General features: G+C 70.7%; 25 protein-coding genes and 1 pseudogene. 10 read left to right on the plus strand and 16 right to left on the minus strand.

Features of this window, described 5'->3' with window-relative positions:
* Window positions 1–8 precede the first annotated feature (8 nt).
* The 3 genes from KZ829_RS25775 to KZ829_RS25785 are packed head-to-tail and all read right to left on the minus strand — an operon-like array spanning window position 9 to window position 3090.
* Window positions 9–1232, minus strand: a complete 1224-nt coding sequence (locus KZ829_RS25775; protein WP_220146499.1) for a vWA domain-containing protein — start codon at window positions 1230–1232, stop codon at window positions 9–11.
* Entirely contained in the window at window positions 1229–2359 is a 1131-nt protein-coding gene (locus tag KZ829_RS25780) for an AAA family ATPase (RefSeq protein WP_220146500.1), read from the minus strand. The genes KZ829_RS25775 and KZ829_RS25780 overlap by 4 nt, the downstream gene beginning before the upstream one ends.
* A complete protein-coding gene (locus tag KZ829_RS25785; protein ID WP_220146501.1) occupies window positions 2356–3090 on the minus strand; it encodes a leucine-rich repeat domain-containing protein in 735 nt (244 codons plus the stop codon). Before KZ829_RS25785 ends, KZ829_RS25780 begins: the two co-directional genes overlap by 4 nt.
* A 15-nt stretch (window positions 3091–3105) precedes the next feature.
* On the opposite strand from KZ829_RS25785, the pseudogene KZ829_RS25790 reads away from it, so the two are divergent.
* Window positions 3106–3576: pseudogene (locus KZ829_RS25790) on the plus strand (phosphotransferase); the annotation flags it as partial.
* 336 nt (window positions 3577–3912) lie between these two features.
* Here the strand turns inward: KZ829_RS25790 and KZ829_RS25795 are convergent.
* The 3 genes from KZ829_RS25795 to KZ829_RS25805 are packed head-to-tail and all read right to left on the minus strand — an operon-like array spanning window position 3913 to window position 8386.
* Window positions 3913–5877 carry an acetyl/propionyl/methylcrotonyl-CoA carboxylase subunit alpha gene (locus KZ829_RS25795; RefSeq protein ID WP_220146502.1) on the minus strand — a complete coding sequence of 655 codons (1965 nt, stop codon included), beginning with the start codon at window positions 5875–5877 and terminating at the stop codon, window positions 3913–3915.
* 5 nt (window positions 5878–5882) lie between these two features.
* Window positions 5883–7454 (minus strand): carboxyl transferase domain-containing protein, encoded by a 1572-nt coding sequence (locus KZ829_RS25800; RefSeq protein WP_220146503.1) that lies wholly within the window; start codon window positions 7452–7454, stop codon window positions 5883–5885.
* Entirely contained in the window at window positions 7451–8386 is a 936-nt protein-coding gene (locus tag KZ829_RS25805) for a hydroxymethylglutaryl-CoA lyase (RefSeq protein WP_220146504.1), read from the minus strand. Before KZ829_RS25805 ends, KZ829_RS25800 begins: the two co-directional genes overlap by 4 nt.
* A gap of 100 nt (window positions 8387–8486) precedes the next feature.
* Here KZ829_RS25805 and KZ829_RS25810 point away from each other — a divergent pair, with 100 nt between their 5' ends.
* Window positions 8487–9176: a TetR/AcrR family transcriptional regulator gene (locus KZ829_RS25810; protein ID WP_220146505.1), complete on the plus strand. Its 690-nt coding sequence runs from the start codon at window positions 8487–8489 to the stop codon at window positions 9174–9176.
* Window positions 9177–9194: 18 nt separating this feature from the next.
* Here the strand turns inward: KZ829_RS25810 and KZ829_RS25815 are convergent, their stop codons facing one another.
* Entirely contained in the window at window positions 9195–9854 is a 660-nt protein-coding gene (locus KZ829_RS25815; RefSeq protein WP_220146506.1) for a Tat pathway signal sequence domain protein, read from the minus strand.
* 19 nt (window positions 9855–9873) lie between these two features.
* On the minus strand, window positions 9874–10776 hold the full coding sequence (locus KZ829_RS25820) for a hypothetical protein (protein WP_220146507.1): 903 nt from the start codon (window positions 10774–10776) through the stop codon (window positions 9874–9876).
* 142 nt (window positions 10777–10918) lie between these two features.
* Between KZ829_RS25820 and KZ829_RS25825 the strand changes: the two genes are divergently transcribed.
* The 5 genes from KZ829_RS25825 to KZ829_RS25845 all read left to right on the plus strand — a co-directional run bounded on the left by KZ829_RS25825 (window position 10919) and on the right by KZ829_RS25845 (window position 15949).
* The gene (locus KZ829_RS25825; protein WP_220146508.1) at window positions 10919–11650 is read left to right on the plus strand and encodes a TetR/AcrR family transcriptional regulator; all 732 of its coding nucleotides are present in this window, start codon (window positions 10919–10921) and stop codon (window positions 11648–11650) included.
* 116 nt (window positions 11651–11766) lie between these two features.
* Window positions 11767–12369 carry a DUF6230 family protein gene (locus tag KZ829_RS25830; RefSeq protein ID WP_204297933.1) on the plus strand — a complete coding sequence of 201 codons (603 nt, stop codon included), beginning with the start codon at window positions 11767–11769 and terminating at the stop codon, window positions 12367–12369.
* A 2-nt stretch (window positions 12370–12371) separates the two neighbouring features.
* On the plus strand, window positions 12372–12779 hold the full coding sequence (locus tag KZ829_RS25835; protein WP_220146509.1) for a DUF6114 domain-containing protein: 408 nt from the start codon (window positions 12372–12374) through the stop codon (window positions 12777–12779).
* Between the two features lie 57 nt (window positions 12780–12836).
* On the plus strand, window positions 12837–15359 hold the full coding sequence (gene rph, locus KZ829_RS25840) for a rifamycin-inactivating phosphotransferase (RefSeq protein WP_308285659.1): 2523 nt from the start codon (window positions 12837–12839) through the stop codon (window positions 15357–15359).
* Between the two features lie 143 nt (window positions 15360–15502).
* On the plus strand, window positions 15503–15949 hold the full coding sequence (locus KZ829_RS25845; RefSeq protein ID WP_220146510.1) for a lamin tail domain-containing protein: 447 nt from the start codon (window positions 15503–15505) through the stop codon (window positions 15947–15949).
* A gap of 285 nt (window positions 15950–16234) precedes the next feature.
* On the opposite strand, the gene KZ829_RS25850 is transcribed toward KZ829_RS25845, so the two are convergent.
* The gene (locus KZ829_RS25850; RefSeq protein WP_220146511.1) at window positions 16235–17347 is read right to left on the minus strand and encodes a glycosyltransferase family 39 protein; all 1113 of its coding nucleotides are present in this window, start codon (window positions 17345–17347) and stop codon (window positions 16235–16237) included.
* Between the two features lie 385 nt (window positions 17348–17732).
* On the opposite strand from KZ829_RS25850, the gene KZ829_RS25855 reads away from it, so the two are divergent.
* Complete coding sequence (locus KZ829_RS25855; RefSeq protein ID WP_220146512.1) at window positions 17733–18932, plus strand: cytochrome P450; 1200 nt, start codon at window positions 17733–17735, stop codon at window positions 18930–18932.
* A gap of 53 nt (window positions 18933–18985) precedes the next feature.
* Here KZ829_RS25855 and KZ829_RS25860 read toward each other — a convergent pair whose 3' ends face one another.
* The 5 genes from KZ829_RS25860 to KZ829_RS25880 form a co-directional block, all read right to left on the minus strand.
* Entirely contained in the window at window positions 18986–20341 is a 1356-nt protein-coding gene (locus tag KZ829_RS25860) for a BNR repeat-containing protein (protein WP_220146513.1), read from the minus strand.
* Window positions 20342–20737: 396 nt separating this feature from the next.
* Window positions 20738–21502 carry an enoyl-CoA hydratase gene (locus KZ829_RS25865; RefSeq protein WP_220146514.1) on the minus strand — a complete coding sequence of 255 codons (765 nt, stop codon included), beginning with the start codon at window positions 21500–21502 and terminating at the stop codon, window positions 20738–20740.
* Window positions 21502–22488: an NAD(P)H-dependent flavin oxidoreductase gene (locus tag KZ829_RS25870; protein WP_220146515.1), complete on the minus strand. Its 987-nt coding sequence runs from the start codon at window positions 22486–22488 to the stop codon at window positions 21502–21504. Before KZ829_RS25870 ends, KZ829_RS25865 begins: the two co-directional genes overlap by 1 nt.
* Window positions 22485–23249 carry a 3-hydroxyacyl-CoA dehydrogenase gene (locus tag KZ829_RS25875; RefSeq protein ID WP_220146516.1) on the minus strand — a complete coding sequence of 255 codons (765 nt, stop codon included), beginning with the start codon at window positions 23247–23249 and terminating at the stop codon, window positions 22485–22487. Before KZ829_RS25875 ends, KZ829_RS25870 begins: the two co-directional genes overlap by 4 nt.
* A gap of 85 nt (window positions 23250–23334) precedes the next feature.
* Entirely contained in the window at window positions 23335–23961 is a 627-nt protein-coding gene (locus KZ829_RS25880; RefSeq protein WP_220146517.1) for a TetR/AcrR family transcriptional regulator, read from the minus strand.
* 51 nt (window positions 23962–24012) lie between these two features.
* Between KZ829_RS25880 and KZ829_RS25885 the strand changes: the two genes are divergently transcribed.
* The gene (locus tag KZ829_RS25885) at window positions 24013–24201 is read left to right on the plus strand and encodes a hypothetical protein (RefSeq protein ID WP_220146518.1); all 189 of its coding nucleotides are present in this window, start codon (window positions 24013–24015) and stop codon (window positions 24199–24201) included.
* Window positions 24202–24282: 81 nt separating this feature from the next.
* Complete coding sequence (locus KZ829_RS25890) at window positions 24283–25023, plus strand: GNAT family N-acetyltransferase (protein ID WP_220146519.1); 741 nt, start codon at window positions 24283–24285, stop codon at window positions 25021–25023.
* Here KZ829_RS25890 and KZ829_RS25895 read toward each other — a convergent pair whose 3' ends face one another.
* Window positions 25024–25974 (minus strand): dipeptidase, encoded by a 951-nt coding sequence (locus KZ829_RS25895; RefSeq protein WP_220146520.1) that lies wholly within the window; start codon window positions 25972–25974, stop codon window positions 25024–25026.
* 2 nt (window positions 25975–25976) lie between these two features.
* Window positions 25977–26324, minus strand: a complete 348-nt coding sequence (locus tag KZ829_RS25900; RefSeq protein WP_220146521.1) for a DUF488 domain-containing protein — start codon at window positions 26322–26324, stop codon at window positions 25977–25979.
* Window positions 26325–26330: the final 6 nt, after the last annotated feature.

The following is a 26330-nucleotide window of genomic DNA, read 5'->3' on the forward strand; positions in this document are numbered from 1 at the left end:
ACCAACGGTCAGGTGCGGGCCGGGCGGGTCAGGCGGGTTCTGCGCCCGGGCAGGCGGGAGGCGCCCGGCGCCACGCCGTCGGCCGTCAGCACCCACAGCACCGGCATGCGGGGCCGGACACACAGCTCGCACGGGCTCGGCGCGTGACCGTCGGTGAGATAGACCAACCCGTCGGCGGCGAGTTCGTTGGCCCGCACCAGCACCGGCCGTAGGCAGGTGCCACCCCGCCCGGTCACCGCCGCCGGTGCCCGCCCCCGGTACTGGTACTCGCGGTGCACCTCGGCGTCGGCTTCCAGCACGGTGATGTCCGCCCCGCGCCGCCACATCCCGTGGATCTCGGCGAAGAACGCGGCGATGTCGGCGGTGGAGACGCTGCCCGAGGTGTCGACCGCGACCACCAGCCGGGTCCGCCGGCGAACCCGGGTGCCCGGCGCGGTGCCGTACCGCTTCGACGGCCGGGACAGCACGTTACGCACGAAGGTCCGCTCGCTGGTCGCGCCGAACAGCCGTAACACCCGCTGCCACGGGATCTCCGGAGGCATGCCGACGGACTCCAACTGGGCGACCAATGCGGCGGGCAGGGAACCCCAGCCCCGGCGCCGGGCCCGGCGTACGGTCGAAGCGACCAGGCTGTCGACGCTGTGCGTGTACGTCGACAGCGTCGCCGACGGCAGCGCGTTGAACTCGGGCCACCCGTGATGCCGGGCCGCCCCGGGACCCGCCAGCCAGCGCCGGATGACCTCCACGGCGCCCTCCGCGCCGCTGTCGCAGGCCCCGTCGGCGTGGCAGGCCGCCCGGAACGGCTCCCGCAGCAGCTCGTAGTACTCGTCAGCGGAACGGTCCGGCGACAGCCGAAGCTGCCCGGCGGTGATCGCGCCGGGGAGGTCGGAAACGTCCATCAGCTCGTTGACCACCAGATCACAGGCCAGGTCCCAGAGCTGCCGCGACGCGTACGTCCGGCCGCGCAGCGGATGCTTGAGCGCCAGGTGCAGCAGTTCGTGCTTGAGCGAGGCGGTCCGGGCCGCGGGCGCCAGGGTCGACCACTCGCTCGTCCCGATCTCCAGGCCGGGCGCCACCGGGGTCGGTGCCAGCCGGACCGCCGAGCCGCCGGCCCCGACCGACCGGATCGTGCCGACCAGCAGGTGCCCGAAGAACGGCTCGCGGATCAGGAGATCCCGGGCGGCCGCGTCGACGCCGGCACGGACCGACCGCACGCTGGGCGGCTCGTTCACCGCATCGTTCCCGCCATCAGCAGCATCTGTGCCGTGGCCGGGTCGCTGAGCACCCGCGACGCGCCGACCGTACCGTCCAGCATGGCCAGGTCCTGGGCCAGCGCCAGCCGCATGTCCTCGGGCAGCGCGTCGAGCCGCAGCATCGACCGCAGGTTGTTCACCTCGGTCGCGGTCAGCTTCGTCCGGCGAGCCGCCAGGACGTTGACCAGCCGGGTACAGACCGCGGCGAGGATGTCGACCCGGCGTTCGGCGCCCTGGTCGGCCAGTTCGGTCAGCCGTGCGGCGACGGGGCCGAACTGTTTGGCCCCGAGGATCTCCTCGGGGGTCACCAGCACGTCGAGGCCGCGGTTGACGAAGGCGACGAAGGCCGACACGGTGGCACTGTCCAGACAGGCCTCGCCGAGCATGGTGACCAGGCCGAGATTCGCCCGCAGGTCGGTGATGTCGCGGATCCGGTCGAAGAACTGTACGAGCGTGCGCGGCGTGGTGCGTGAACCGGTCACCGTCTCGGGGTACGCCAGCACGAACGCGATGCCGCGCGGGTCGACGTCGTGCGCCTCGGCCCAGCCCGCCCACCGTTTCACGTCGAAGCGCAACGTCACGTGCAGCATCCGGGTGAGCATCGCGTCGTCCATCGGCGTCACCGAGTAGTCACCGCCGTCCGGATTGGCGGTGAGCACGATCTGCCAACGTGCCGGCAGTCGCCACGAGGTCAGGGCGGACCGTTGCAGCAACTGCATCATGCCGCGCAGGATCCGGTCGTCGGCGCGGTTGACGTCGTCGATCAGCAGGATGCCCGGCCCGTCCTGCCGGGGCACCCATTCCGGCGGCGCCATGCGGGTCGCCGTGCCGCCGTCGACCACCACCGGCATGCCGAGCAGGTCGCCCATCTCCTCGAACTGCGCCGGCGCGATCGACACCAGCGGCACCCGGCGGGCGGCGGCCACGGATTCGACGATCTCGGTCTTCCCGATCCCGTGCCGGCCCCATACACACACCGGAGTCTGGTGCCGGCCTTCGGTGGTCAGCCGGTCGTTGACGGTCATCGCGTGGTCGAGGAATCGCACGAGCTCGTCAGGGTCGCACTCAGTCCCGTACGTCACGTAGGCGAAGGCGCCGGCCGTCATCGAAGATCCACCTCTTCGTCGTTGAGTTTCCGCAGGTGAGGCAGCTGGCGAAGAATGGCGAGCAGCGCGTCGTCGGGTTCGTCGGGCAGCGTGAGCTCGGTGAGCGCGGTCAGTTCACCGAGCCAATGCGGGTACTCGTCGATCTCGTTCATCCACAGCCCGAGGACCCGCAGGTTCGTCAGGCGGCGAATCCACTCCGGCACCGTCGACAGGCCGTTGCGGGACAGTTCCAGCCGGGTCAGGTTGGTGAGCTGTCCGAGGGTGTCCGGCAGGCTCTCCGGTGTGCAGTTGAACCAGTCGAGGTACAGGTCCAGGTCGGTCAGCTGGGTCAGGTTGCCGATGCTCTCCGGCAGCCGGTCCGAGCGCGTGTCGATCAGCGAGAGGTGGGTGAGGTTCGTCAGCCCGCCGAGAAGATCCAGCGGCTCGTCCTCCAGGTTGTTCTCGTCCAGCCGGAGCACGCGGAGGCCGGTCAGGTCGCCGATGACCTCGGGCACCCCGGCCAGGTCGTTCGCCTGGACGTCGAGCTCGACCAGCTGATCGAGTTCGGTCAGCCAGTGCGGCAGGTCCTCGATGTTGTTGAACCGCAGCGTGAGAGACCTCAGGTGGGTCAGCTCGCGTACGGCGTTCGGCAGCTCATCAAGACCACACCGGGACAGGTCCAGGACCGGTGACCGCGTGGTGCGCGCGGCCCTGATGCGTTCCTTCGGCGATGTCTTCTCGATCTCCGGCACGCCGGACATGCTAGGCGACGTGCACGAACCGCCCTGCGCTCAAACGAGAGGCAGACCGCCAGGCACACGTGGTCCGGCGCGGATTCCCGCGCGGCCGAAGGCGAGGCAATGCTGGAGGGGAAACTCCGCACTCTGCACGCCGCGCTCGGCCCGCGCGTGGAACACGGCGTGGTCCACGGCGAACTCTGCGCGGAACACACGCTCGTCGGGCCGGACGGGGAACCCGTCATCATCGACATCGAGGGCCTGATGTACACCGACATCGAAGTGGAACACTGTTGGATGCGGATGCGCTTCGGCCCACACTACGAGGCGCTCCGCAACCCGGACCTCGACCCGCAACGCGTCAAGTACTACCAGTACGTCATGCACCTGGACCTGGTCGGCGGCCCGCTCCGTATCGCCGAGGGCGACTTCCCGAACCGGGAGTGGATGCTCGGCGTTGCGGACTTCCACCTCCAGAAGGCGCTCGCCTACGAGACATGAGTCCGCCGTGGTCTTTCAGCGTGGTGCGGAGGTCGCCATCAGGCCCGACGGCATCCTCATTTGCTGCTGTCCGCGCTCGGGCCGACCGCCGCCGTCACGACCAGCGGTCGGCAGCGGTGGACCGGCGTCTTGCCGTGGCGGGGACGATGCATTCGCAGAGGTGCTGATCCGGCCCGATCCTGGTCAGGCGCGACCATTGCGCAGGGCGGCGATAGGGTGTGAGCCGCCAACGGGGTGGAGGTCACAAACGTGTCGCGCCAAGATCTACTGGGCCGAGACAGCGTCGCTGTCTCGGCCCGCGCCGATACGGTCCGAGGGCAACGAGTTCTGCCCGGATCAATCCGCCTCGATCACCAGGAGGACGGCGTCCTTGGCGACCGTCGCGCCGGCCCGGGCACGCAGTTCGGTGACCGTGCCGTCGACCGGGGCGGTGAGGGCGTGTTCCATCTTCATGGCCTCGACGACGGCGACGGTCTGCCCGGCGGTGACCCGGTCGCCCTCGCTGACGGCGACGACGGTGACGGTTCCGGGCATGGGTGACAGGATCGGCCCGCCCGCTCCGGCGGTTCCGTCGGCGGAGGCGTCCAGCGCCTCGTGGTCGTGCAGTGCCCAGGCCCGCCCGTCGCGCCCGATCCACAGCACCCCGGCCGCGTCCCGGGCGTACGCGTAGGTGCGGGTCACCCCGTCCTGCGTGTGCCGTCCGTCGGCCCGGGTGGCGATCCGCACGGGCGGCCCGCCGTCGATGCTGATCTCGGCGTCGGCGGCCCGTCCCCGGTACCGGATCATGACCGGCTCGTGCCCGGCCGCGCCGATCCGCCGGGTGGTCCAGGCCCGGTCGCCGAGCCGCCATCCGCCGGGGATGTCGAACGGGTCGGCCAGGGCGGGCGCGGCCGGTTCCAGGTCGAGCAGGGCCAGCCCGACGGCGGCGCCGAGCACGTCGGAGGGCAGGTCCTGGCCGGTGAGCGTGTCGAGGCGGCGGCCGACGAGCCCGGTGTCGAGGTTTCCGGCCCGTACGTCGGGGTCGGCGAGCAGCGCCCGCAGGAACCCGATGTTGGTGCCGAGCCCGAGCAGCACCGTCTCGGCCAGGGCGGCGTCGAGCCGGTGCAGCGCCTCGGCACGGTCCGCCCCGTACGAAATGATCTTGGAAAGCATCGGGTCGTAGTCGGAGCCGACGACCCCGCCCTCGGCCACCCCGGAGTCGACCCGGACACCGGCGGGTTCGCGCAGCGCCAGGATCCGGCCACCGGTCGGCAGGAATCCGGCGGCCGGGTCCTCGGCGTACACCCGAACCTCGATCGCATGCCCGCGCGGCCGCGGCGAGGCCGGCCACGGCGCGACCTCGCCCGCCGCGACGCGCAGTTGCGCCTCGACCAGATCCACCCCGTACACCTCCTCGGTGACCGGATGCTCGACCTGGAGCCGGGTGTTCATCTCCATGAAGTACCAGTGGTCGGGCCGGTCACCGGCGACGATGAACTCGACGGTGCCGGCGCCCACGTACCCGCAGGCTCGGGCCGCGTCGCAGGCGGCCGCGCCCATGGCCTGCCGCTGCTCGTCGCTGAGCAGCGGCGACGGCGCCTCCTCGACGATCTTCTGGTGCCGGCGTTGCAGCGAGCACTCGCGTTCGCCGAGGTGGGTGACGTTGCCGTGCCGGTCGGCGAGCACCTGGATCTCGATGTGCCGGGGCGTGGTGACGAGCCGTTCGACCAGCAGCGTGTCGTCGCCGAACGAGCCCCGCGCCTCCCGCCGGGCGCTCGCGATCGCGGCCGCCAGGTCCTCGGCCCGGTGCACCTCGCGCATGCCCTTGCCGCCGCCGCCGGCCGACGGTTTGAGCAGCACCGGATAGCCGATCCCGGTGACCGCCGCGGTCAGCTCCGCGTCGGACAGGCCGACGCCCTCGGATCCGGGGACGACCGGCACGCCGGCCTTCGCCACGGTCTGCTTGGCGCGGATCTTGTCGCCCATCGCGTCGATCGCCGTGGCCGGCGGCCCGATGAAGACCAGCCCGGCGGCCTCGCACGCGGCCGCGAAGGCGGTGTTCTCGGACAGGAAGCCGTAGCCCGGGTGGACGGCCTCGGCGCCCGCGTTCCGGGCCGCCGCGACGATGGCCTCGATCGAGAGGTACGACGAAGCGGCCGCGGCCGGGCCGATGCGGACCGCGAGGTCGGCGGCCGTCACGTGCGGCGCGCCGGCGTCGGCGTCGGAGTGGACGGCGACCGAGCGGATCCCGAGGCGCCGCAGCGTGCGGATGACGCGGACGGCGATCTCACCGCGGTTGGCGACGAGGACTGTCGAGAACATGGCGCTCACATCCGGAAGACGCCGAACGCCGGTTCGGCGAGGGGCGCGTTGGCGGCGACGGACAGGGAGAGACCGAGGACGGTACGGGTGTCGGCCGGGTCGATGACCCCGTCGTCCCAGAGCCGCGCGGTCGAGTAGTAGGGGTGGCCCTGTGACTCGTACTGGGCGCGGATGGCGTCCGGGTCGTTGCCGGACCCGACCGTCCCCAGCACGAGGGCGGCCTGTTCACCGCCCATCACCGAGATCCGCGCGTTGGGCCACATGAACAGGAACCGGGGCGAGTAGGCGCGGCCGCACATGGCGTAGTTCCCGGCCCCGAACGAGCCGCCGATCACCACGGTCAGCTTCGGGACCCGGGTGGTGGCGACCGCGGTGACCAGCTTCGCCCCGTGCTTGGCGATGCCGCCCGCCTCGTACTCGCGGCCCACCATGAACCCGGTGATGTTCTGCAGGAACACCAGCGGGATGCCGCGCTGGTCGCACAGTTCGATGAAGTGCGCGCCCTTCATGGCCGACTCGGAGAACAGCACCCCGTTGTTGGCGACGATCCCGACCGGGTGGCCGTGGATGTGCGCGAATCCGGTGACCAGCGTGGTCCCGTAGTCCGGTTTGAACTCGCCGAACCGGGAGCCGTCGACGATCCGGGCGATGACCTCCCGTACGTCGTAGGGGATCCGCGGGTCGGTGGGCACCGCGCCGTACAGACCGGCCGGGTCCACGGCCGGCTCCTCGACTCCGATCCGCTGCCACGGCGCGGGCGTCCGCGGGCCGAACGTGGACACGATGGACCGGACGATCCGCAGCGCGTCGGCGTCGTCGTCGGCCAGGTGGTCGACCACCCCGGAGGTACGGGCGTGCACGTCACCGCCACCCAGCTCCTCGGCCGTGACGACCTCGCCGGTGGCCGCCTTCACCAGCGGCGGCCCGCCCAGGAAGATGGTGCCCTGGTCGCGGACGATGACCGCCTCGTCGGACATGGCCGGCACGTACGCCCCGCCGGCCGTGCACGAGCCCAGCACGGCGGCGATCTGCGGGATCCGCCGCGCCGACAGCTGCGCCTGGTTGTAGAAGATCCGCCCGAAGTGGTCGCGGTCCGGGAACACCTCGTCCTGCTTGGGCAGGAACGCGCCGCCGGAGTCGACCAGATAGATGCAGGGCAGCCGGTTGTGCAGCGCCACCTCCTGGGCGCGCAGGTGCTTCTTCACGGTCATCGGGTAGTAGGTGCCGCCCTTGACCGTGGCGTCGTTGGCCACGATCACGCACTCGCGCCCGGCGACCCGGCCGATGCCGGTGACCATCCCGGCGGCCGGCGCCTGCCCGTCGTACAGGCCGTGCGCGGCGAGCGGCGACAGCTCCAGGAACGGCGACGACGGGTCGACGAGGGTGTCGACGCGGTCGCGGGGCAGCAGTTTGCCGCGTTCGACGTGCCGGGCGCGGGACTTCTCCGGTCCGCCGAGCCGGGCCGTCGCGAGTGTCGCGTTCAGGTCGGCGACCAGCGCGCGGTGCGCCTCGGCGTTGCGGGTGAACTGGTCACCGCCCGGGTCCACGCGTGTGCCCAGGACCGGATGTGCGGTCATCGGTTCTCCTCAGCAAGGGCGGTCACGGTTCGTGATGGGCTGGGGCGGCCCAGGTGTTCCGCCATCCAGACGCTCGTGTCGATCAGTTTGCGCAGGTCGACGCCGGTTTCGATGCCGAGCCCGGTGAGCTGCCAGAGCAGGTCCTCGGTGGCCAGGTTGCCGGTGGCGCTCCTGGCGTACGGGCAGCCGCCGAGCCCGCCCGCCGACGCGTCCACGATCGTGACGCCGTGCTGGAGGGCGGTCATGGTGTTGGCGAGCGCCTGCCCGTACGTGTCGTGGAAGTGCACCGCGACGGTCTCGATCCCGATGCCGGCGGAAGTCAGCGCGCCGAGCAGCGCGGCGACCCGGCCGGGGGTGGCCACGCCGATGGTGTCGCCCAGGCTGAGCTCGGTGCACCCCATCGCCATCAGGCGTTTCGCCACGTCGACCACCCGCTGGGCGGGCACCTCACCCTCCCAGGGATCACCGAAACACATCGAGAGGTACGCGCGGACGCGCACCTCCTCACGACGGGCACGCTCGACGACCGGCGCGAACATGGTCAGCGACTCGTCGACGGTGCGGTTCAGGTTGCGCCGGGCGAACGTTTCGGTGGCGCTGGCGAACACCGCGATGTCGCGGACCCCGAGAGCGAGCGCCCGGTCCAGGCCGCGCTCGTTGGGCACCAGCACCGGATAGCGGACACCGTCGGCGAACGTCAGCCGGCCGAGCAGCTCCTCGGCGTCGGCGAGCTGCGGAACCCACCGCGGGTGGACGAAGCTGGTCGTCTCGACCACGGTGTGACCGGCGTCGACGAGCCGTTCGATGAACTCGGCCTTGACCACGGCCGGCAGCGGCCGGGCCTCGTTCTGCAGTCCGTCGCGGGGCCCGACCTCGCAGATCGTGACGCGGGCCGGCAGCCCGGACAACGGTGTGACGCCGTAAGCGGTCACGGCGATACCTCCTGGGTTTGCTCGTTCGGACCTTAACTGACCGCACGTACGGTCAACAAGCGTCTAGCGGCCGCCGGAGGGATCTTCGTATAGTGGGCGGGTGACCGTCCGGCCCGCACGCGCCAGCTCCCGTGACGCCATCCTGCGGGTGTTCGCCGAGCACGTGGCACGGCGTGGTTACGCCGACACCAGCCTCGGGGACATCGCCGCCGAGCTGGGTCTGAGCAAGGGCACCATCGTTCATCACTTCCGCAGCAAAGAGGCGCTGCTCGGAGAGCTGCACGAGGCGTATTTCGGCCGGCGGTTCGCCGAGGCGGAGTTCATTCTCGCCGAGCTGGACGACCCGGTGGGCCGGCTCGTGGCGATGATCTACGCGCTGCTGGCGGCGCACCGCGACGACCGGGCGGCGAGCCTGGCCTGCCTGCGGGAGCTGATCCGCTACTTCGAGGGCGAGCTCAACGACTTCGTGCGCCAGCAGCGGGTCGGCTACACCCAGATCGTGGTGGACATCCTCGCCGACGGGGCCCGGCGGGGGGTGCTGCACACCAGCGACCCGCGGATGACGGCGTTCCACGTCTTCGGCATGTGCAACTACGCGTGGACGTGGTATCAGCCGGACGGCAGCCAGTCGGTGGAGGAGATCGCGAGCCGGTTCGCCCGGGAGATCCTCGGCGGGCTGGCCGGCGACACGGAGCAGGGCGCCGCGCTGGACGACCGGATCGCAAGCGCGATCGCGACCGTCCAGCGGGCGCCGGGGCGACTACCGGCGGGTGTCCCGGCCGTCAGTTGACTTCGGGTTCTCCGGCTGTCAGTTGACGAAGACCGGCGACCCCGCCGAGTCGACGACCGGGGTGTACTTCGCGGTGAAGTAGCCGTTCGCCACGCAGGCGGCCGGTCCGGTGGACTTGTTGAACTGCTGGTCGGCGAAGCTGATCGAGTTGTCGGCGTTGTCCGCCGTACCGGTGATGCTGTTGTTGTTGGCCGTGAAGACGCAGGTCACCGTGCCGAGCAGAGTGCGCAGCACGAGTGTGGCGGAGATCGGCGCGGTGTCGGTGCCGCTGACCGTGACCGTGCCGTCGCTGGCGACCGTGGTGGCGTAGGGCTGGTTGTTGACCGCCACGCTGTTGACGCCGAGGACCCCGATCACCCCGGTGACGGTGCAGTTGGCGAGCCCGAGGGTGGCGCCGAGCGAGGCCGCCCCGGGCGCGGTGGGGTTGTCGTCGACCACCGCGCTGAGGCTGGAGGTGTTGCACTTCATGCCGTTCGCGCCGCCCGCGGCGGTGGCGAAGATCGCCTGGCTGCCGGTGGCGAGGCCGGACGCGATGGTGTCACCGGCGGCGACCGCGGTGCCGGCCGGTGCGCCGGCCGTGAGCACGGTGTCGTCGTCGGCCAGCGCCGGTGCGGCGCCGATCAACAGGGGGACGAGCGCGCCGGTCAGGACGGCGACGGTGATGCGCTTGCTGTGCATGGGGGTGCACCCTTCTCTATCAGGAGGCGGCTAGTGCCTGGGTCAGGTCGTCCAAGCTGGGGGAGATGGCGAGAGCCGTGTCGTTGGCGCCGAACACGACGGCGTTCTTCCCGGCCGCCGACGGCAGGCCGAAGGCCAGGTTGATGATGGCGTCGAGAGTGCCGGGGATGAGGCCGCAGCCGTTCGCCTTCGGTACGGCGTACGCGTTGTCGACCAGGGTCGCGCCGGTGAAGCCGGCGCCGAGGGTCTGGAATCCGTTGGGGTCGGGAACGATGTGCAGGGTGCCCGGGTCGCCGGTGACCGGCCCGTTGGGCGCCGGCGGGCTGGTGGTGCCGGTGGTCGGCTGGAACCGGATCGGGGCGGTCTGCGAGCCGATGTAGCAGTGGCCGCCGAAGAGCGCGTTGCGCAGGCGCAGCTTGACCGGCAGCGTGAAGACCGGGGTGTTCGAGCCGGCGGCCAGCGGCACGAACTCGGTGATCGGCCCGGCCAGCTCCACCTGGGCGAAGACGCTGGTCACGCCCGGGATCAGGTTGGCGATGCCGGGCAGGGTTACCTCCAGCGGCTCGGCGATCAGGGTGCGGCCCCTGGCCGCGGGGACGGTCGAGTAGACGTTGGCGGCGCTGCCGTCCGGGAACTCGCGGACCGGCGCGCTCGCCGGCCAGTAGATCCCGAACTGGACGGTGATCGGGTCCTCGAAGGCCACCGTGGTGGAGCCGATCGTGATGCTGCCGCCGTTGGTTACCGAGTGGACGCAGCCGACCTGGAGGTTCGCCGGATCCTTCATGGCCGCGGCGGTGAGCGGGCACGCGCCGAGGCCGGTGTACGCGCCGCCCGGGTCGGCGCGTACCGGGGACCCGACGCCGAGGACCAGAACCGTGGCGGCGATCGAGGCGAGGACGGAGGTGAGCCGTGACGCGGGCATGGCGCCACCCTTCTTTTTCGTCGAAGGACGTGGCCCGGCCGTTTCCGCAGCGTTCCGGGGATTGAAGGCGACCATCGAGGTCCGTACCTTTCGGTATGAGAAACCTGCGCGGTATCCGATGTCAAGACATTGGGAGATGTCGATGACCGATGCGGTGGTCAGCCCGCTTCCCGGCGCCCGGCCCGGACGTGACCCGGCCCGGGCCATCAAGCGTGGTCCACGGTCCATGACGCCCGAGGCGGTGGCCGCCCGGCAGCGTGAGCGGCTCTACGACGCGCTCGTGCACACGGTCGCCGAAAAGGGCTACGCGAACGCACGGGTCAGCGACATCTGCACGGCGGCCGGGGTGACCAGGCCGGCGTTCTACGCGCTGTTCGCCGGCAAGGAGGACGCGTTCCTCGACACGTACCGGCACGGCACCGGGGTGCTGCTGTCGCTGATGGACTCCTCGTACGCGGCGGCCGGCGACTGGCGCACCGGGGCCCGCGCCGCCCTGAAAGTGCTGCTCGACGTGCTGGCCAGCGTCCCCGCGTTCGCCACCATGGCGATCGTGGAGATCGACGCGGCCGGTCCCGGGGCGCGACGGGAGCGGGCCGAGCTGCTGGGCCGGTTCGCGCACTTCTTCGCCGACGCCCCGCCGGTCCCGGACGGCCTGGTCGACACCGTGGTCGGCGGCGTCTACGCGACCATCTACGGCCACGTCGCCGGCGGCCGGGTCGCGGATCTGCCCGGCCTGCTGCCGATGCTCGGCTACTTCATGATGGCCCCGTTCCTGGGCCGGGACGGGGCCGCCGCCGAGCTGGCCGCGCCACCGGTGGGGGAGCGGGTGGTGGCCCCCTGCGCCACGTCAGATACCGACGAGGTTTTTCACTGACCGAATGCGTCTTGACGGCCCTGGTTACCGGGGCGTAACTTCGCCGAAATCCATCGAGTAGCGCCAATGTGCGGCATCCGCAGTGCCCACACAGCGTCTTTCCGCAGGGAGAGTGCATGTCCTCCACGTACGGCCGGACCCGCTGGCGCCGGTTCACCGCGATGCTGCTCGGCGGCCTCGCGGCCACCGCCGGCCTGATCCTGCTCACCGGCAAGGGGGTGCTCGCGGCCTCCTTCTCCATCTCCGGCATGCCGTTCACCGTCACCTCGCCCAAACTGCACGGGTACGGCTTCGCCCAGTACGCCGAGATCGACAACATGGCGCCCGGCAGCCCCAACGAGGGTGACACCGGCGGCCAGGTGCTCGTCATCGTCTCCGCCATCCGCGACGCCGAGCTCGACGGCCTGTGCCAGAGCATCGCCCTCGGCGGCATCAACCTCAAGATCACCGCCGGGAGCCCCACCAACAAGGTCACCGCCGACACCCTCGTCGTCGACTCCGACGTGATCACCGCGAACGCCACCTTCAAGACCATCGACATCGGCCAGGACGCCAGCACCCTCGACCGGGTGCCCGGCAAGAAGGGCGCGATCGGGGTCTTCGGCCAGCAGGCCGAAGAGGTGACCCTCACCAACCTGCGGCAGAACAACTACGCCACCACCGCGGCCACGTTCTACCTGCCCAACCTCCGGATGGCCTTCACCTCGGACGGCTGCTGAGCATGCCGGACCTCGATGACACCCGGGTCTCGCCAGGCGCCCGCGCCTGGCGGGCCTGGGGCGTGTGGCGGCACGCCCGCCCGTTCTGGGCCGGCCTGTTCGTCCTGCTCGGCGGCACGGAGATCCTGTTCACCGTGTGGGCCCCGCTCGGTGTCGTCCTGCACGTCGGCATGCAGGGCTTCATCGGCTACCTGATCCCGGTCGTGATCGTCCTGTGCGGGCTGCTGCTCTGGTTCAACCCGGCCCAGCGCCTCTTCTACTCGCTGATCTGCGTCGTCGGGGCGCTCGCCACGTGGATCACGTCCAACATGGGCGGCTTCGTCATCGGCCTGCTGCTCACCCTGATCGGCGGCGCGCTCGCCTTCGCCTGGACCCCCGGTACCACCGAGGAGAGCGCCTCCCCTCTCTAACGTATCGCTTTGACCGGGGCTTGCCGCAAGGCCCGGGTCATCGGCCAGAATCGCCTGGTGAACCGCTATATCGTCACGTTGCAGGAGATCGATCGGACGGCGACCGCGCTCGCCGGGGGCAAGGGCGCCAACCTCGGCGAACTGGGCCGGATCGGCGGGCTTCGGGTGCCCGCCGGGTTCGTCGTCACCACCGAGGCGTACGACCTGATCGCCCCCGGGATCGCAGACCGGCTGGACCGGCTGTCCGCGGTCGCCCCGGAGGACCGGGAGACGATCCGCGTGCTCAGCGCGGAGCTGCGCCACACCGTCGAGTCGATCCCGCTGCCTCCGGAGATCCGCCTGCCGCTGCGTGCGGACATCACCTACGCCGTACGGTCCAGCGCCACCGGCGAGGACTCGGCGGCCGCCTCCTTCGCCGGGCAGCACGACACCTACCTGAACGTCGCGGCCGGGGCGGTGCCGGAACACGTACGCCGCTGCTGGGCCTCGCTCTTCGCCGAGCGGGCCGTCGCCTACCGGCTGCGCAACGGCATCGACCACCGGACGGTGCGGATGGCCGTCGTGGTCCAGGAGATGGTCGCCCCGCGCGCCGCCGGAATCATGTTCACCGCCGATCCGGTCAACGGCGACCGGAAGGTCACCTCCATCGACGCGGCCCCCGGCCTCGGTGAGGCGCTGGTCTCCGGCCAGGTGAACGCGGACGTCTACCGGGTGCGCGACGGCGCGGTCACGGCCCGGGCGATCGGTGCCGGCTTCGGCGGCGCCGACGGCTCCGGTGGCGCCGACCATCGCGAGGCCGGGCCGCCGCCGGTCCTCTCCGGCGACGAGGCACTACGCCTCGCGGACCTCGGCCGGCGGATCGAGGCCCACTTCGGTGGCCCGCAGGACATCGAGTGGTGCCTGGACGCCGACGGGTTCGCGATCGTGCAGAGCCGGCCGATCACCACGCTCTTCCCCGTCCCGGAGACCACCGACGACGACAATCACGTGTACGTCTCGGTCGGACACCAGCAGATGATGACCGAGGCCATCGCCCCGCTCGGCCTGTCGGTGTGGAAGCTGACCTCGCCCGGCCAGATGGTCGACGCGGGTGGCCGCCTGTTCGTCGACGTGACGAGCCGGCTCGCGTCACCGGCCGTCGGCGCGGCCCTAGCCGAGGCCCTGACCAGGTCGGATCCGCTGATCGGTGACGCCCTGCGGGCCGTCCTCGACCGGGAGGGCTTCCTCCCGCCACCGCCGGAGGAGATCCCGAGCACCCCCGGCCTGGACCGGCCGGAACCCATCGAGACCGACCCGGCGATCGTCGCCGACCTGATCCGGCTGCGGCGGGCCGAACTGGAGACGCTGAGGCGAGACATCGCGGGGAAGTCCGGGCCGGAGCTGATCGCCTTCGTCATCGCCGACATCCAGGGCATCCGGCGGACGCTGTTCGAGCCCCGGAACATGCAGGCGATCATGGCCGGGATGGACGCCACCTGGTGGCTCAACGAGAACCTGGAAACCTGGCTGGGGGAGAAGAGCGCCGCCGACACGCTCAGCCTGTCCGCCCCGGGCAACGTCACCTCGGAGATGGGGATGGCGCTCCTGGACGTCGCGGACGCGCTCCGCCCGTACCCCGAAGTCGTTGATCTTCTGTCGCGAGCCGGGGACGACGGCTTCCTGGACCGGCTCCCGGAGCCGGCGCGCGCCGCGATGCAGGGTTTTCTCGACGAGTACGGCATGCGCTGCGTCGGCGAGATCGACATCACGCGGCCGCGGTGGAGTGAACACCCCCTCGCGATCGTGCCGATGATCCTCAGCAACATCCGCAACGCCGAGCCCGGCGCCCACGCCCGTCGCGTCGAACAGGGTCTCCGGGAGGCCGCCCGCAAGGAGCGGGAGGTGCTCGCCCGGCTGCGGGAATTGCCGGACGGGGAGGCGAAGGCCGCCGAGACGAAACGGATGATCGACCGGGTCCGCACCTTCATCGGCTATCGCGAATACCCGAAGTATCACCTGGTCAGCCGCTATTACGTCTACAAAATGGCGCTACTGGAGGAGGCTCGACGCCTGGTCGATGCCGGGGTTCTCGTCAAGGTTGACGACATCTATTTCGTCAACCTTGACGAACTTCACGACATCGTACGGACGAAGCACGCCGACGCCCGGCTCGTCCGTGACCGGCGGGACGCGTTCCGGTCGTACCAGGCGCTCACCCCACCACGGGTCCTCACCTCGGACGGCGAGATCGTCACCGGCGTCTACCGGCGTGACGACCTACCGCCCGGGGCGCTGGCCGGGCTGGCCGTCTCGGCCGGAACCGTCGAGGGCCGGGCCCGCGTCCTGCACGACCTGGCCGACGCCGACCTGGCGCCCGGGGACATCCTGGTCACCCCGTTCACCGACCCGAGCTGGACGCCCGCCTTCGTCACGGTGAGCGGCCTGGTCACCGAGGTCGGCGGCCTGATGACCCACGGCGCGGTGATCGCCCGGGAATACGGCCTGCCCGCGGTCGTCGGTGTGGAGAACGCCACCACCCTGATCGAAGACGGTCAGCGCATCCGCGTCCATGGAACCGCCGGCTACGTCGAGATCCTCTGACCCCGCGTCCGCCAATCCTCGGTTCCAGCCGACTTTCGGTGCGGAGAAGTGGTCGATCGGCGGACCCGGCGTCCGTCGCCGGTCCACCGGTGAACGCGCGAGAATGCGGTCTTCCGTTTCGGACACGAGGAGATACACCTTTCATGCGCCGTACCATCCTGGCGGCCGTCGTCGCGGTCGCCGCCACCCTGGTCAGCACCACTCCGGCCCAGGCCGCCGCGCCCGCCCTGCGGTTCCACTCCACCCAGTACGACTCCCCAGGCAAGGACACCCGCTCCAACACGTCCCTCAATGCCGAGTGGATCGCTCTCGTCAACACGAGCGGCAAGGCCGTCAACCTGTCCGGCTGGTCGATTGTCGACAAGTCAAAGACGTACACCCTCGGCAACGTCACCATCGCCGCGAACGGCGGCAAGGTCTACCTGCACACCGGCAAGGGCACGAACACGAAGACCCACCTGTACTGGGGCTCCGGAAACTACGTCTGGAACAACACCGGCGACACCGCCACGCTGCGCACCAAGGCCGGCAAGACCCACGACACCTGCAAGTGGGGCAACAAGTCGGGCCGCACCCGCATCGCCTGCTGAGAAATCCCTTTCCGGTACGGGCATTCCCGCCCCCGCCGAATCCCGGCCGTCCCGCCTGCTCCACGCGAGGCGCTGCCACTCCAGGCCGTGCCGCGCGCGCCGGGCGTGAGTGGGTGGTCCAGCTGGCTCTGGGAGCTGTTCGAAACGCGTTCAAACAGCCCTCGGAGCCAGCCGAAACCTCGCGTCAGCAGTCGAAGACCGGCCGGCGCAGCGTGATGAGACGCGGATCCCGGACCTTCCGCAGGATCATGGCGCGGCTCCTCTCGGTTCGCCCGGTCTGGAGGGTCAGATCGCCTGGCCGGAGATGAACGGGAGCCAGCCCGCATACCAGCCGGACAGCAGGGCCAGGGCGCCGAGCACGATGATCAGGTCCCGGTTCCTGAGGCGGGCCAGTAGCAGGGCCGGCACCAGCAGGACCGGGAACGCGGGGAGCAGGTGGCGGCCCACCATCGACATGTGGGTGCGGGAGCCGGTGGCCATGATGAGCATGACGGCCGCGAAGACGGTGAGTTGCCACGGGGCCCGGCTGACCAGCAGGGCCAGCAGCAGGATGAAACCGGCCAGGATCAGCAGGGACAGGACGCGGATGGGCTTCTGGGAGTTGTCGTCGTCCACGCCGATGAGGATGTCGGTGGACATGTTCCAGGTGTTCTCGAAGTAGTCCCAGCGCGCGCCGAACGTGTTCTCGTGAATGCTGAAGTAGCGTTCGTGACCGCCGAGCTCGGCCGAGGCGTAGGCGATGTAGGCGAGCAGCCCGGCCGGGGCCAGGGCCATGGCCGCGTAGGGGCGCCAGCCGCCGCGCCGGGAGAAGGCGGCGACCAGCGCGGCCAGGCCCACGGTGCCGATCAGCACGGCGGCGGTGGGACGGCTCAGCCCGGCCACGCAGGCGAGCGCCCCGGCGATCAGCCAGCGTTCCTTGAGTACGGCGTAGAGCGCCCAGGCGGCGAGTGCGGTGAACAGTGATTCGGTGAAGGCGCCGTTCTGGGTCATGGCGGCGGGGGCCACGGCCCAGACGGCGGCCAGCATGACGCCGGTGCGGTGGTCGCGGACGTGGCGGCCGATGGCGTACAGGCCCCAGGCGGCCGCGATCGCCGAGATGAACGAGACGATCAGGCAGGCGATCTCGGGGGAGATGCCCAAGAAGGTCAGTGGGCGGGCCAGCCACGGGTAGAGCGGGAAGAAGACCAGGCGCATCTCGTACGGGATGCCGTCGGCGTCCACCGCGCCGACCGGGCCACCCAGTCCGCCACCTGCGATTTTCGCGTACCAGCGGCCGTCCCAGGACAGCAGCGCGTCTAGGATCGAGGTGAAGCTTCGCCACTGGTTGTTGATCGAACCGTCGGGGAAGACCTGCCGCCCCGGGGACCGGACCGCGGCGTGGGACGCCAGGATGTGCATGACCCAGAGGCTGACCGTGCGCAGCAGCAGGTAGAGGTAGATCGCGGGGGCCGCGTGGCGGGCCGCGGTCCGCAGCCGGGCGAGCCGGTCGGCCGGGGCGGTCTCGTCTGCCGCCGTGTCTTCTGCGCGGGTCGTGGTGGCGTCGGAAATGGGAACAGCCTTTCAGGACGGTTCGGGAGCGCTCCCAATACCAAGGTTGACCGCATTGACATAAATCGCTGCGCCAGGTTACCGCAGCCAGGCTATACGCGGCGCAACCGGAGCGTAGCCGGGCCGCGCCGGATCGCCGCCCGGCCGGCCGTCGCATGGGCGACATCGGGTTGACCGGCCTCGATTGATCGGCTACGAAAAGTTAATCAGAATTCGCACCGGCGAGAGGGCTCCGATGACCGTCACCGACATCCTGTCCCCCGAATGCCTGACCGACCCGGTTCCGGTCTGGGAGGCGCTGCGCGAGACCGACCCGCTCAGCTTCCACGAGGGCATGAACGCCTATGTCATCAGCCGCTACGACGATGTCGAGCGGGCCTTCAAGGACCCGGTGTTCACCAGCGACAACTACGGCTGGCAGCTGGAGCCGGTGCACGGCCGCACGATCCTGCAGATGGACGGCCGGGAGCACTCGATCCACCGGCGCCTGGTCACCCCGGCCTTCAAGGGCAGCGAGCTGACCACCAAGTTCGTCCCGGTGATCCGCCGTAACAGCCGCGAGCTGCTGGACGCCTTCCGGGACGACGGCGAGGTGGAGCTGGTCGACGCGTTCACCACCCGCTACCCGATCAACGTCATCGTCGACATGCTCGGCCTGCCGAAGTCCGACCACGAGCTGTTCCGCCGCTGGTACACGTCGATCATGGCGTTCCTGTCGAACCTCACCCAGGACGAGACGGTCACCGCGAACGGGATGCGGACCCGGGACGAACTCGAGGCGTACATGCTGCCGCGCATCGCCGAACGCCGCGCCGAACCCCGCGACGACCTGCTGTCGCTGCTCGGCACCGCGGAGATCGACGGCGAGCGGATGTCCGACCTGGAGGTGAAGGCGTTCGTCAGCCTGCTGCTGGTCGCCGGCGGCGAGACCACCGACAAGGCCCTCGCCAACATGATGCTCAACCTGGTCCGCGACCCCGATCAGATGGCGAAGGTGCGCGCCGACCGGTCGCTCATCGGCAACGCGCTCGCCGAGACGCTGCGGCACTCACCGCCGGTTCAGATGATCATGCGGCAGCCGTCCGAGGACGTCGAGCTGTCCGGCGGAACCGTTCCGAAGGGCGCCACCGTGATCTGCCTGATCGCCGCCGCCAACCGGGATCCGCGCCGTTACAGCGACCCCGACCGGTTCGACGTCTCCCGCGCCGACCTCGATTTCAGCAAGGCCTACACGGCCGCCGCCAACCACACCGGATTCGCGCTGGGCCGCCATTTCTGCGTCGGCGCGATGCTCGCCAGAACCGAGGTCGAGATCGCCGCGAACGATCTGCTCGACGCCATGGAGGACATCGAGCTCGCCGCGGCGCCGGTGCTCCAGGGCCTGTTCACCAGGGCTCCGTCGAAACTGCGCCTGCGATTCCGTCCGGCTCGGTGACACCGTCAAAATCGGGTTCGGGTACGCGTACCCGAACCCGATTTTGAAGGTTTTCAGCCGCTGACACTCCAATCCTGGACGTCGATCTGACTGCCGCCGTAGCGCGGGGCGAAGAAGCTGAGGGTGCCGAGCGTCTTGAGGCGCTGATGGTCGATCAGCGGGTCGGAGTAGTAGATGGCCGAGGACGTGTAGCGGATCACCCAGTCGGTCCAGCCGGACGCCTTCGACGCGGTCTGGATGTGCAGTTTCCGGGTCGAGGAGTCACCGCTGACGACGTAGAGGTTGTCCCTGGCGTCGACCGCGATGTCACCGCGGGCGGACCGTTCCAGGAACGGCGTGTAGGTCTGGTGCCACACCTTGCTGGCCTTGTCCCGCCAGTAGTGCACGAGCACGGCGGATTCGCGCGCGGCCGTGAAATCGGTGTTGCTCGCGGCCGAGGCGGGCAGGTGCGAGGCGAGCACGTGCACGATGCCGGCCGCGTCGACGACCTGCGACTCCTGGTTGATCAGGCCCCGGTTCTGGCCGATGGCCCACACCTTCAGTCCCGCGTTGTTCGAGGCCAGCGGCGTGGAGCCGGTGGTGGCGATGACGGTGCCCGCGTTGTTGCGCCAGGTGCGGCCCTTGTCCTTGCTGTACGCGTAGTACAGGTCGTGGTTGGTGCTCGCGTTCGACGTCTCCCGCACCGTCCACGTGACGTGCAGCAGCGGCGCCGCCGGGTCGTAGTTGTCGTACTCGATGCCGAACAGGTAGGCGTTGTTCCCCGCGGTCGTCCCGTCGATGAACTCGCCGATGTAGCTCCACGCCCCCGATCTGTACTCGTAGAGCACCTCGTCACCGGTGCCGCTGTACCCGGTCCGGATCGCCAGTTGCAGGGTCCCGTCCGGGTGGGCGAAGAACTGCGGATAGGTGACCACGTCCATGCTGGCGCTGGTCAGTTTCGTCTGTACGGCCCCGAAGCTCGCGGTCGACCACGAAGCCGCGGTGGCCAGCCCGGCCACCGATCTGCGATAGCGGAACTGCGACGAATGCGTGTCGAACGCCAGGTGGATCGTCCCGTCCGACGGCGCGATCCCGATGCTGATCGTGTTGTGCGAATCGGTGGACGTGGTGACGTAGTCGGTGAGCCGCAGATTCGACCAGGCTCCGGACGGCACCTGGCGGCGGGACAGGTTCACGTAGCCGCTCTGGTCCCAGAAGGCGGAGTACTGCCAGCCCCGGTGGGTGACGATGCCGTCCTGCTGGAACGACTCGCCGTTCATGTAGCCGGTGTAGGTGAGCGCGGTGCGGCCACTCGTGGTCAGCACCGTGGTCGACGAGTGGGTGACGGTCGGTGCGGCGGCCGCGGCGGGGAGCGCGGCCAGCATGGCGGCCGGTATCGCTACCAGAGCGGCCAGGGTGAATCGTTTCATCGTGCCTCGCAGGGGGACGGGGGGTGAATGGAACGAGCGGTGGCGCGAACGTTAAGCCGCTATTTCGGGGCCGTCAAGCTGCGAATCGTGCGCCAAGGCAGGCGAGGGCTGACCGCACCGTCGGATCGGTGGTCGGTTTCCGAGGCCGTGGTTCGGGCACGGCGTGGCCTGGGTCAGCGGGGATGCCGAGCAGGCTGGAGTTTCGGTCACCGTGCGCGGCGGGCTTCTATGGGTAATCAACGTTCGGCCTGTCAGGACGGCGGGAAACTCGTCACCGTCCCGGCCCGGCGGGCCGTGGAGCTGGGCGCCCCGGTCGGCGCCGTGTACGAGATCGGCCTGCGGTTGGGCGTGTCCACCCCGTACACCGGCGCTCTTCCGGGTTTGACCCGGCCGGTATCAGCGGCCGGCGAAGTCGGGCGTGCGTTTCTCCGCGAAAGCGGCGACCGCCGCGTGGAAGTCGGCGCTCTCCAGCAGCGCCGACTGGCCGGTCAGCTCGCGGGCCAGGCTGTCCTCCAGGTCGCCGAGGGTGGCCGCGTTGACCGCGTGTTTGGTCCGGGTGAGGGCCAGCGGCGCGGCCCGCGACAGCCGGGTGGTCAGCTCGTCGAGAGCCGGCCGGAGCTGCTCGGGCTCGACGACGCGGTAGACCAGGCCCCACTGCGCGGCGGTGGTCGCGGGCAGCCGTTCGCCGAGCAGGGCCAGGCTCATGGCGCGGGCGCGGCCGATGTTCGCCGGCACCAGCAGGGTCGCGCCGCCGTCCGGCATGAGGCCCACGTTGACGAACGCCAGCTGGAAGAACGCCGACGTCGAGGTCAGCACCAGATCGCAGGCCAGGGCGATCGAGCAGCCCACCCCGGCGGCCGGGCCGTGCACCGCGGCGACCACCGGCCGGGGCACGGCGCGGATGGCGCGGACCACGCGGTTCGCGGCCTCGATCGTGCCGGCCGGCGAGGAGAAGTCGCCGACCGTCAGATCGGCCCCGGAGCTGAAGGCGCGGCCCGCGCCGGAGAGCACCAGCACGCGTACGTCCGGATCGTCGCCGGCCTCGGTGATCAGCTCGGCCAGGTCGTCGAGCACGCCCTCGGTCACGGCGTTGAGGACGTGCGGCCGGTTCAGGGTGATCCGCAGGACCGGCCCGTCGCGATGGCAGTCGATGAACGTCATCACGCCACCGCCGTACGGGTGCGCAGGCGGTTCTCGATGATGTCGACCGCCTCGGTGACGATGCGGTCGAGCAGCTCGGCGCAGGTGGGCACGTCGTCGATCAGCCCCTGGGCCATGCCGACCGACCAGATCCCGGCGTCCAGATCGCCGTCCTCGAACACTTTCCGGCCACGCGATCCGGCGACCAGCTGGGCGATGTCCGGGAACGTGCCGCCACCGCGCAGGATCTCGACCACCTCCCGGCTGACCGTGTTGCCGGCGACCCGGGCCGTGTTGCGCAACTGCCGGAAGATCAGCTCGGTGCCGCGCTCGTCACCGGCCACGATGGCCTGCTTGACGCTGTCGTGGATCGGCGACTCGGCGGTGCACATGAACCGGGTGCCCATGTTGACGCCGTCCGCGCCCAGCGCCAGCGCCGCCACCAGGCCGCGCCCGTCGGCGAACCCGCCGGAGGCGAGCACCGGGATGCTCAGCCGGGCGGTGGCCGCCGGGATCAGCACGAGGCCGGGGATGTCGTCCTCGCCCGGATGGCCCGCGCACTCGAAACCGTCGATGCTGACCGCGTCCACACCGACCTTCTCGGCCTTCAGCGCGTGCCGGACGCTCGTGCACTTGTGGATGATCCGCACCCCGTGCTCGCGGAACATCGCCATGTGCGGCTCCGGATTGGACCCGGCCGTCTCCACGATGGTCACGCCGGAGTCGACGATCACCCGGCGGTACTCGTCGTACGGCGGTGGCGTGATCGTCGGCAGGATCGTCAGGTTCACGCCGAACGGCTGGTCGGTCAGCTTCCGGCAGCGCTCGATCTCGGCGGCCAGGTCCTTCGGGGTGGGCTGGGTCAGCGCCGTGATCATGCCGAGGCCGCCGGCCGAGGAGACCGCCGCCGCCAGCTCGGCGCGGCCCACCCACTGCATGCCGCCCTGCACGATCGGGTGCCGGACGCCGAAGTTCTCGGTGAACCGGGTGCTCAGCGGCCCGGTCATCGCGGGGCCATCCGGATCGCGCCGTCCAGCCGGATCGTCTCGCCGTTCAGCATCGGGTTGCGCACGATGCTCACGGCCAGGTCGGCGAACTCGGACGGCCTACCGAGCCGGGCCGGGTGCGGCACCTGCGCGCCGAGCGAGGCGCGGGCCTCCTCCGGCAGGCCGGCCAGCATCGGCGTCTCGAACAGGCCGGGCGCGATGGTGATCACCCGGATCAGCGACTTCGCCAGTTCCCGCGCGATCGGCAGGGTCATCGCGGCCACGCCGCCCTTGGAGGCCGAATACGCCGCCTGGCCGATCTGTCCCTCGAACGCCGCCACCGACGCGGTGTTCACGATGACACCCCGCTCGCCGTCCACCGGCTCGGTCGCCGCGATGCGCTCGGCGGCCAACCGGATCACGTTGAAACTGCCGATCAGATTCACTTCGACGGTACGACGGAAGACGTCCAGCGGAAACGGGCCGTTCTTGCCGAGGACCCGGGCGGCCGTGCCGATCCCGGCGCAGTTCACCACCACCCGCAGGTCGCCCAGTTCGGCGGCGATGTCGAGGGCGGCCGTCACGGATTCCTCGCTGGTGACGTCGCCGGGGCTGAACCGGGCCGCGTCACCGAGGTGCTCGGCGATCTCCTTGCCGTCGGAGGAGGGCAGATCCACGATCACCACGTGCGCGCCCTCGGCGGCGAGGGCCTGCACGGTGGCCAGGCCGAGACCGGATGCGCCGCCGGTGACGAGGGCGACGTCGTGCTGGGACAGTCTCACGAAGGACTCCTTCAGGCAGCATTGCCGGACCGTCAGAGTCTCACCCCATTGGACAGAAACAGTCAAGGCTGTCTGTTTATGGTCTTCATGTCAGCAGCGAATGCCGGGCGATCTCCTTCCAGTGCTCCAGCAGCGGCTCGGACGCCGGATCGCGGGCGTCGAAGGCGTAGCTGAGCGCCGTGCCCCGCATGCTGGTGAACAGCACCGGGCGTACCGGCAGGTAGAGAGGGCGGCCCACCAGGTCCGGGCCGAACAGCTGGTCCATCCGCGCCCAGATGGCCCGGCCCAGGCGCTTCTCCGCCGGCCGGATCGCCCCGGCCAGCGCCGGCTCGGTCCGCGACGCCACCCACAGCTCGGTCGCCGCCCAGAAGCTCGGCTCCTGGAACGTCGCCCACAGGCAGTCCACCACCACGGCGATCCGCTCGCCCGGCCCGGTCGCGTCGGCGATCCGCTCGGTCCACGGTCCCGGCACCGGCTCGGCCAGCTGCGCCTCGAAGATGTGGTGCGCCGCCGCGACCAGCAACTCCTCCTTCGACGGGAACTGGTGCAGCATCCGGCCCCGCGACATCCCGGCCTCGGCCTGGATGGAGATGGTGCTGGTCCGCGCATACCCGTCGCGGAGCAGGCAGGTGACCGCGGCGTCCAGGATCCGGGCCCGCGACTCCCGGGTGCGATCCGCCCGGGGGCGGCCCCGTGCCGGTGAAAGCGTCATCCGCCGACAATAGCGGTCCACGCTGACTGTCTCGTGGGGGCATGATGGGGCATGCTCAACTCCACCCCCGCGGAACCGGCTGTCCAGGTGCTGACCCGATGGCGGGACGGCGGCGGGACGTGGCGGGTCCTCGTGCGCAGCGACACCCACGTCACCGTCGCGCTGCTGACCTGCACCGAGGAGGAGGTCGAGCGCTGCACCTGGCCCATCGACCCGCGGCTGCTCGCCCTCCTCAGCTGACGCCCGGGGCGTACGTCCTCGGCCCGCCCGGTGCCGTAGGGATCATGCTGTCGAGATCCGTCGATGTTCGAGAATCGACCGATGCCATGGGATGCCTCGCACGCCAACCACCGTTCGTTCTGGCGGCATATGGCCCGCGTGTGCGGTGGGGAGAGCCTCGAGATCCCGGGTGGGCTTCTGGTCCGGGTCGGCCTCGTGGGCGGCTCGTGGAACCAGCTGCACCTGGATCCCGGCGGCCGGCAGGAGGCGGCCCTGAACCGGGCCGCGGAGTACTTCGCCGGGCACGGCCTGCCCTGGCGCCTCTACGCCGAGCAGGAGTCACCGACCGCGGACGCGTTCGCCGCCCGGTACGGCGTCCCGGCGCAGCCGCTGTATCCGGTGCTCAACCGCCCGGCCGGGCCGCTCGACGGCTCGGGCGACGACGGCCTGGAGACCTCGGTCGCGGCCGGCTCGGACGACCTGCGCGAGTTCGCCGACTGCGCCGGAGAGGCCTACGGGGTAAACCCGGCGGTGCTGGGGCCGCTGGTGAGCCCGCGCGCCTTCGACGACCCGGCGTTCCGGTTCCATCTCGGGCGCCACGCCGGGCGGGTGGTGGCGGTCAGCGTCAGCGTCCACCATGCCGACACCGTCGGCGTCTACTTCGTCGGGGTACGCCCGGAGCAGCGCCGCCACGGCTTCGGCCGGACCGTCACCGCGCAGGCCGTCCGGGCCGTTCCCGGGGCGGGCACCGCCGTTCTCCAGGCCACGCCCGCCGGACTGTCCATCTACCAGGAGATGGGCTTCCGAATCGTGACCGAGTACCGCTACTGGAACTTCGCCTGATCAGGCCCAGCAGGTAGCGGCGACGCGGCGGAAGTTGCCGCCCAGGATGGCCGCCACCGCGTCGGCCGGGTAGCCGCGGTCGCGCAGCGCGGCCTCCACCGCGAACAGCCCCTCCGGCGGGGTGAAGTTGATCGGGCCCCAGCGGGTGAACCAGTCGGGGAACAGCTCCGGGTTGTCGCGGATCGCCGCGTTGGCGTCCTCGAAGTCGAACGAGAAGTCCGTCGACAGGCCGACGTGCTCCGGCCCGACCAGCTCGACCGCGTAGTCGACGTGCCGGACGAAGGCGTCCACCGACGCGTCGTTCGGGCCCAGGAAGATGCCGATGCCGGTGATCCCGACGACGCCGCCGGTGGCCGCGCACGCCCGTGCCTGCTCGTCGGTGATGTTGCGCGGGTGGTCCCACAGCGCCCGCATGCAGGAGTGGCTGTAGATCATCGGCTTCGTGGTGACGTCGCTGATGTCGAGGGCGGTCCGGGCGCCGCAGTGCGAGCCGTCGGCCACCATGCCGACCGCGTTCATCTCGCGGATCAGATCCCGGCCGTACGCGGTGAGCCCCTCGTCGGTCTCGTCCAGGCACCCGCCGCCGGCCGCGTTGCGGTTGTTGTAGGACGGCAGCATGGTACGGACGCCCAGGTCGTAGAACTCGCGCACCCGGTCCAGCCGCCCGTCCAGCGGGCCCGAGTCCTCCAGGTCGAAGGCGACCGCCACCCGTCCGGTGTCGCGGGCCGTGTCCAGGTCGCCGAGCCCGGCGGCGAGCACGAAACGCTCGTCCGCCCCGATCCGCGGCCGCCAGTCCGCCAGCAGCGCGATGACCTCGTCGTAGCCGTGCGGGGCGTACCCCACGTTGACCGAGACGTAGCTGCCACCCGGACGGCGGTAGCGGTCCAGCTCACCGAGGTCGGCGGCGCTCGTCAGCGGCAGGCAGCAGTGTTGTTCCCAGAGCAGTGACACGTTCAGGACTCCAGATGGTCGGCGAGCACGCGGGCATGATTGTTCACGGTGTCGCGGACGCTGTAGAGCAGGGTCACCGTGCCGTGCTCGTGCCCCCTGCGGCGCAACGCCGCGACGGCCTCCGGGTTGGCGTCGAGCTCGGCCCGGTAGCGCCGGGCGAACTCGGCGAACTCGCCGGTGTGCTGGTGGAACCACTGCCGCAGCCCGGTGCTCGGCGCGGCGTCCTTGGCCCACTCGCCGAGGGCCGCGCGCTCCTTGGAGACGCCGCGCGGCCAGAGCCGGTCCACCAGGATCCGGTAGCCGTCGCCCGGATCGGGATCGTCCTGCACCCGCTTGATCTGGAAGGCCATTTCCGC

The sequence above is a fragment of the Actinoplanes hulinensis genome, assembly GCF_019429605.1.
In the GTDB taxonomy this organism is placed as follows: domain Bacteria; phylum Actinomycetota; class Actinomycetes; order Mycobacteriales; family Micromonosporaceae; genus Actinoplanes; species Actinoplanes campanulatus.

Bases quoted from the DNA above. Each gene is read 5' to 3' on its own strand.
- KZ829_RS25780 (WP_220146500.1), bottom strand. From the start codon at position 2,359: ATGACGGCCGGCGCCTTCGCCTACGTGACGTACGGGACTGAGTGCGAC.
- KZ829_RS25795 (WP_220146502.1), bottom strand. From the start codon at position 5,877: ATGTTCTCGACAGTCCTCGTCGCCAACCGCGGTGAGATCGCCGTCCGC.
- KZ829_RS25800 (WP_220146503.1), bottom strand. From the start codon at position 7,454: ATGACCGCACATCCGGTCCTGGGCACACGCGTGGACCCGGGCGGTGAC.
- KZ829_RS25815 (WP_220146506.1), bottom strand. From the start codon at position 9,854: ATGCACAGCAAGCGCATCACCGTCGCCGTCCTGACCGGCGCGCTCGTC.
- KZ829_RS25820 (WP_220146507.1), bottom strand. From the start codon at position 10,776: ATGCCCGCGTCACGGCTCACCTCCGTCCTCGCCTCGATCGCCGCCACG.
- KZ829_RS25825 (WP_220146508.1), top strand. From the start codon at position 10,919: ATGACCGATGCGGTGGTCAGCCCGCTTCCCGGCGCCCGGCCCGGACGT.
- KZ829_RS25830 (WP_204297933.1), top strand. From the start codon at position 11,767: ATGTCCTCCACGTACGGCCGGACCCGCTGGCGCCGGTTCACCGCGATG.
- KZ829_RS25835 (WP_220146509.1), top strand. From the start codon at position 12,372: ATGCCGGACCTCGATGACACCCGGGTCTCGCCAGGCGCCCGCGCCTGG.
- KZ829_RS25845 (WP_220146510.1), top strand. From the start codon at position 15,503: ATGCGCCGTACCATCCTGGCGGCCGTCGTCGCGGTCGCCGCCACCCTG.
- KZ829_RS25850 (WP_220146511.1), bottom strand. From the start codon at position 17,347: ATGCACATCCTGGCGTCCCACGCCGCGGTCCGGTCCCCGGGGCGGCAG.
- KZ829_RS25855 (WP_220146512.1), top strand. From the start codon at position 17,733: ATGACCGTCACCGACATCCTGTCCCCCGAATGCCTGACCGACCCGGTT.
- KZ829_RS25860 (WP_220146513.1), bottom strand. From the start codon at position 20,341: ATGAAACGATTCACCCTGGCCGCTCTGGTAGCGATACCGGCCGCCATG.
- KZ829_RS25865 (WP_220146514.1), bottom strand. From the start codon at position 21,502: ATGACGTTCATCGACTGCCATCGCGACGGGCCGGTCCTGCGGATCACC.
- KZ829_RS25870 (WP_220146515.1), bottom strand. From the start codon at position 22,488: ATGACCGGGCCGCTGAGCACCCGGTTCACCGAGAACTTCGGCGTCCGG.
- KZ829_RS25880 (WP_220146517.1), bottom strand. From the start codon at position 23,961: ATGACGCTTTCACCGGCACGGGGCCGCCCCCGGGCGGATCGCACCCGG.
- KZ829_RS25885 (WP_220146518.1), top strand. From the start codon at position 24,013: ATGCTCAACTCCACCCCCGCGGAACCGGCTGTCCAGGTGCTGACCCGA.
- KZ829_RS25890 (WP_220146519.1), top strand. From the start codon at position 24,283: ATGCCATGGGATGCCTCGCACGCCAACCACCGTTCGTTCTGGCGGCAT.
- KZ829_RS25900 (WP_220146521.1), bottom strand. From the start codon at position 26,324: ATGGCCTTCCAGATCAAGCGGGTGCAGGACGATCCCGATCCGGGCGAC.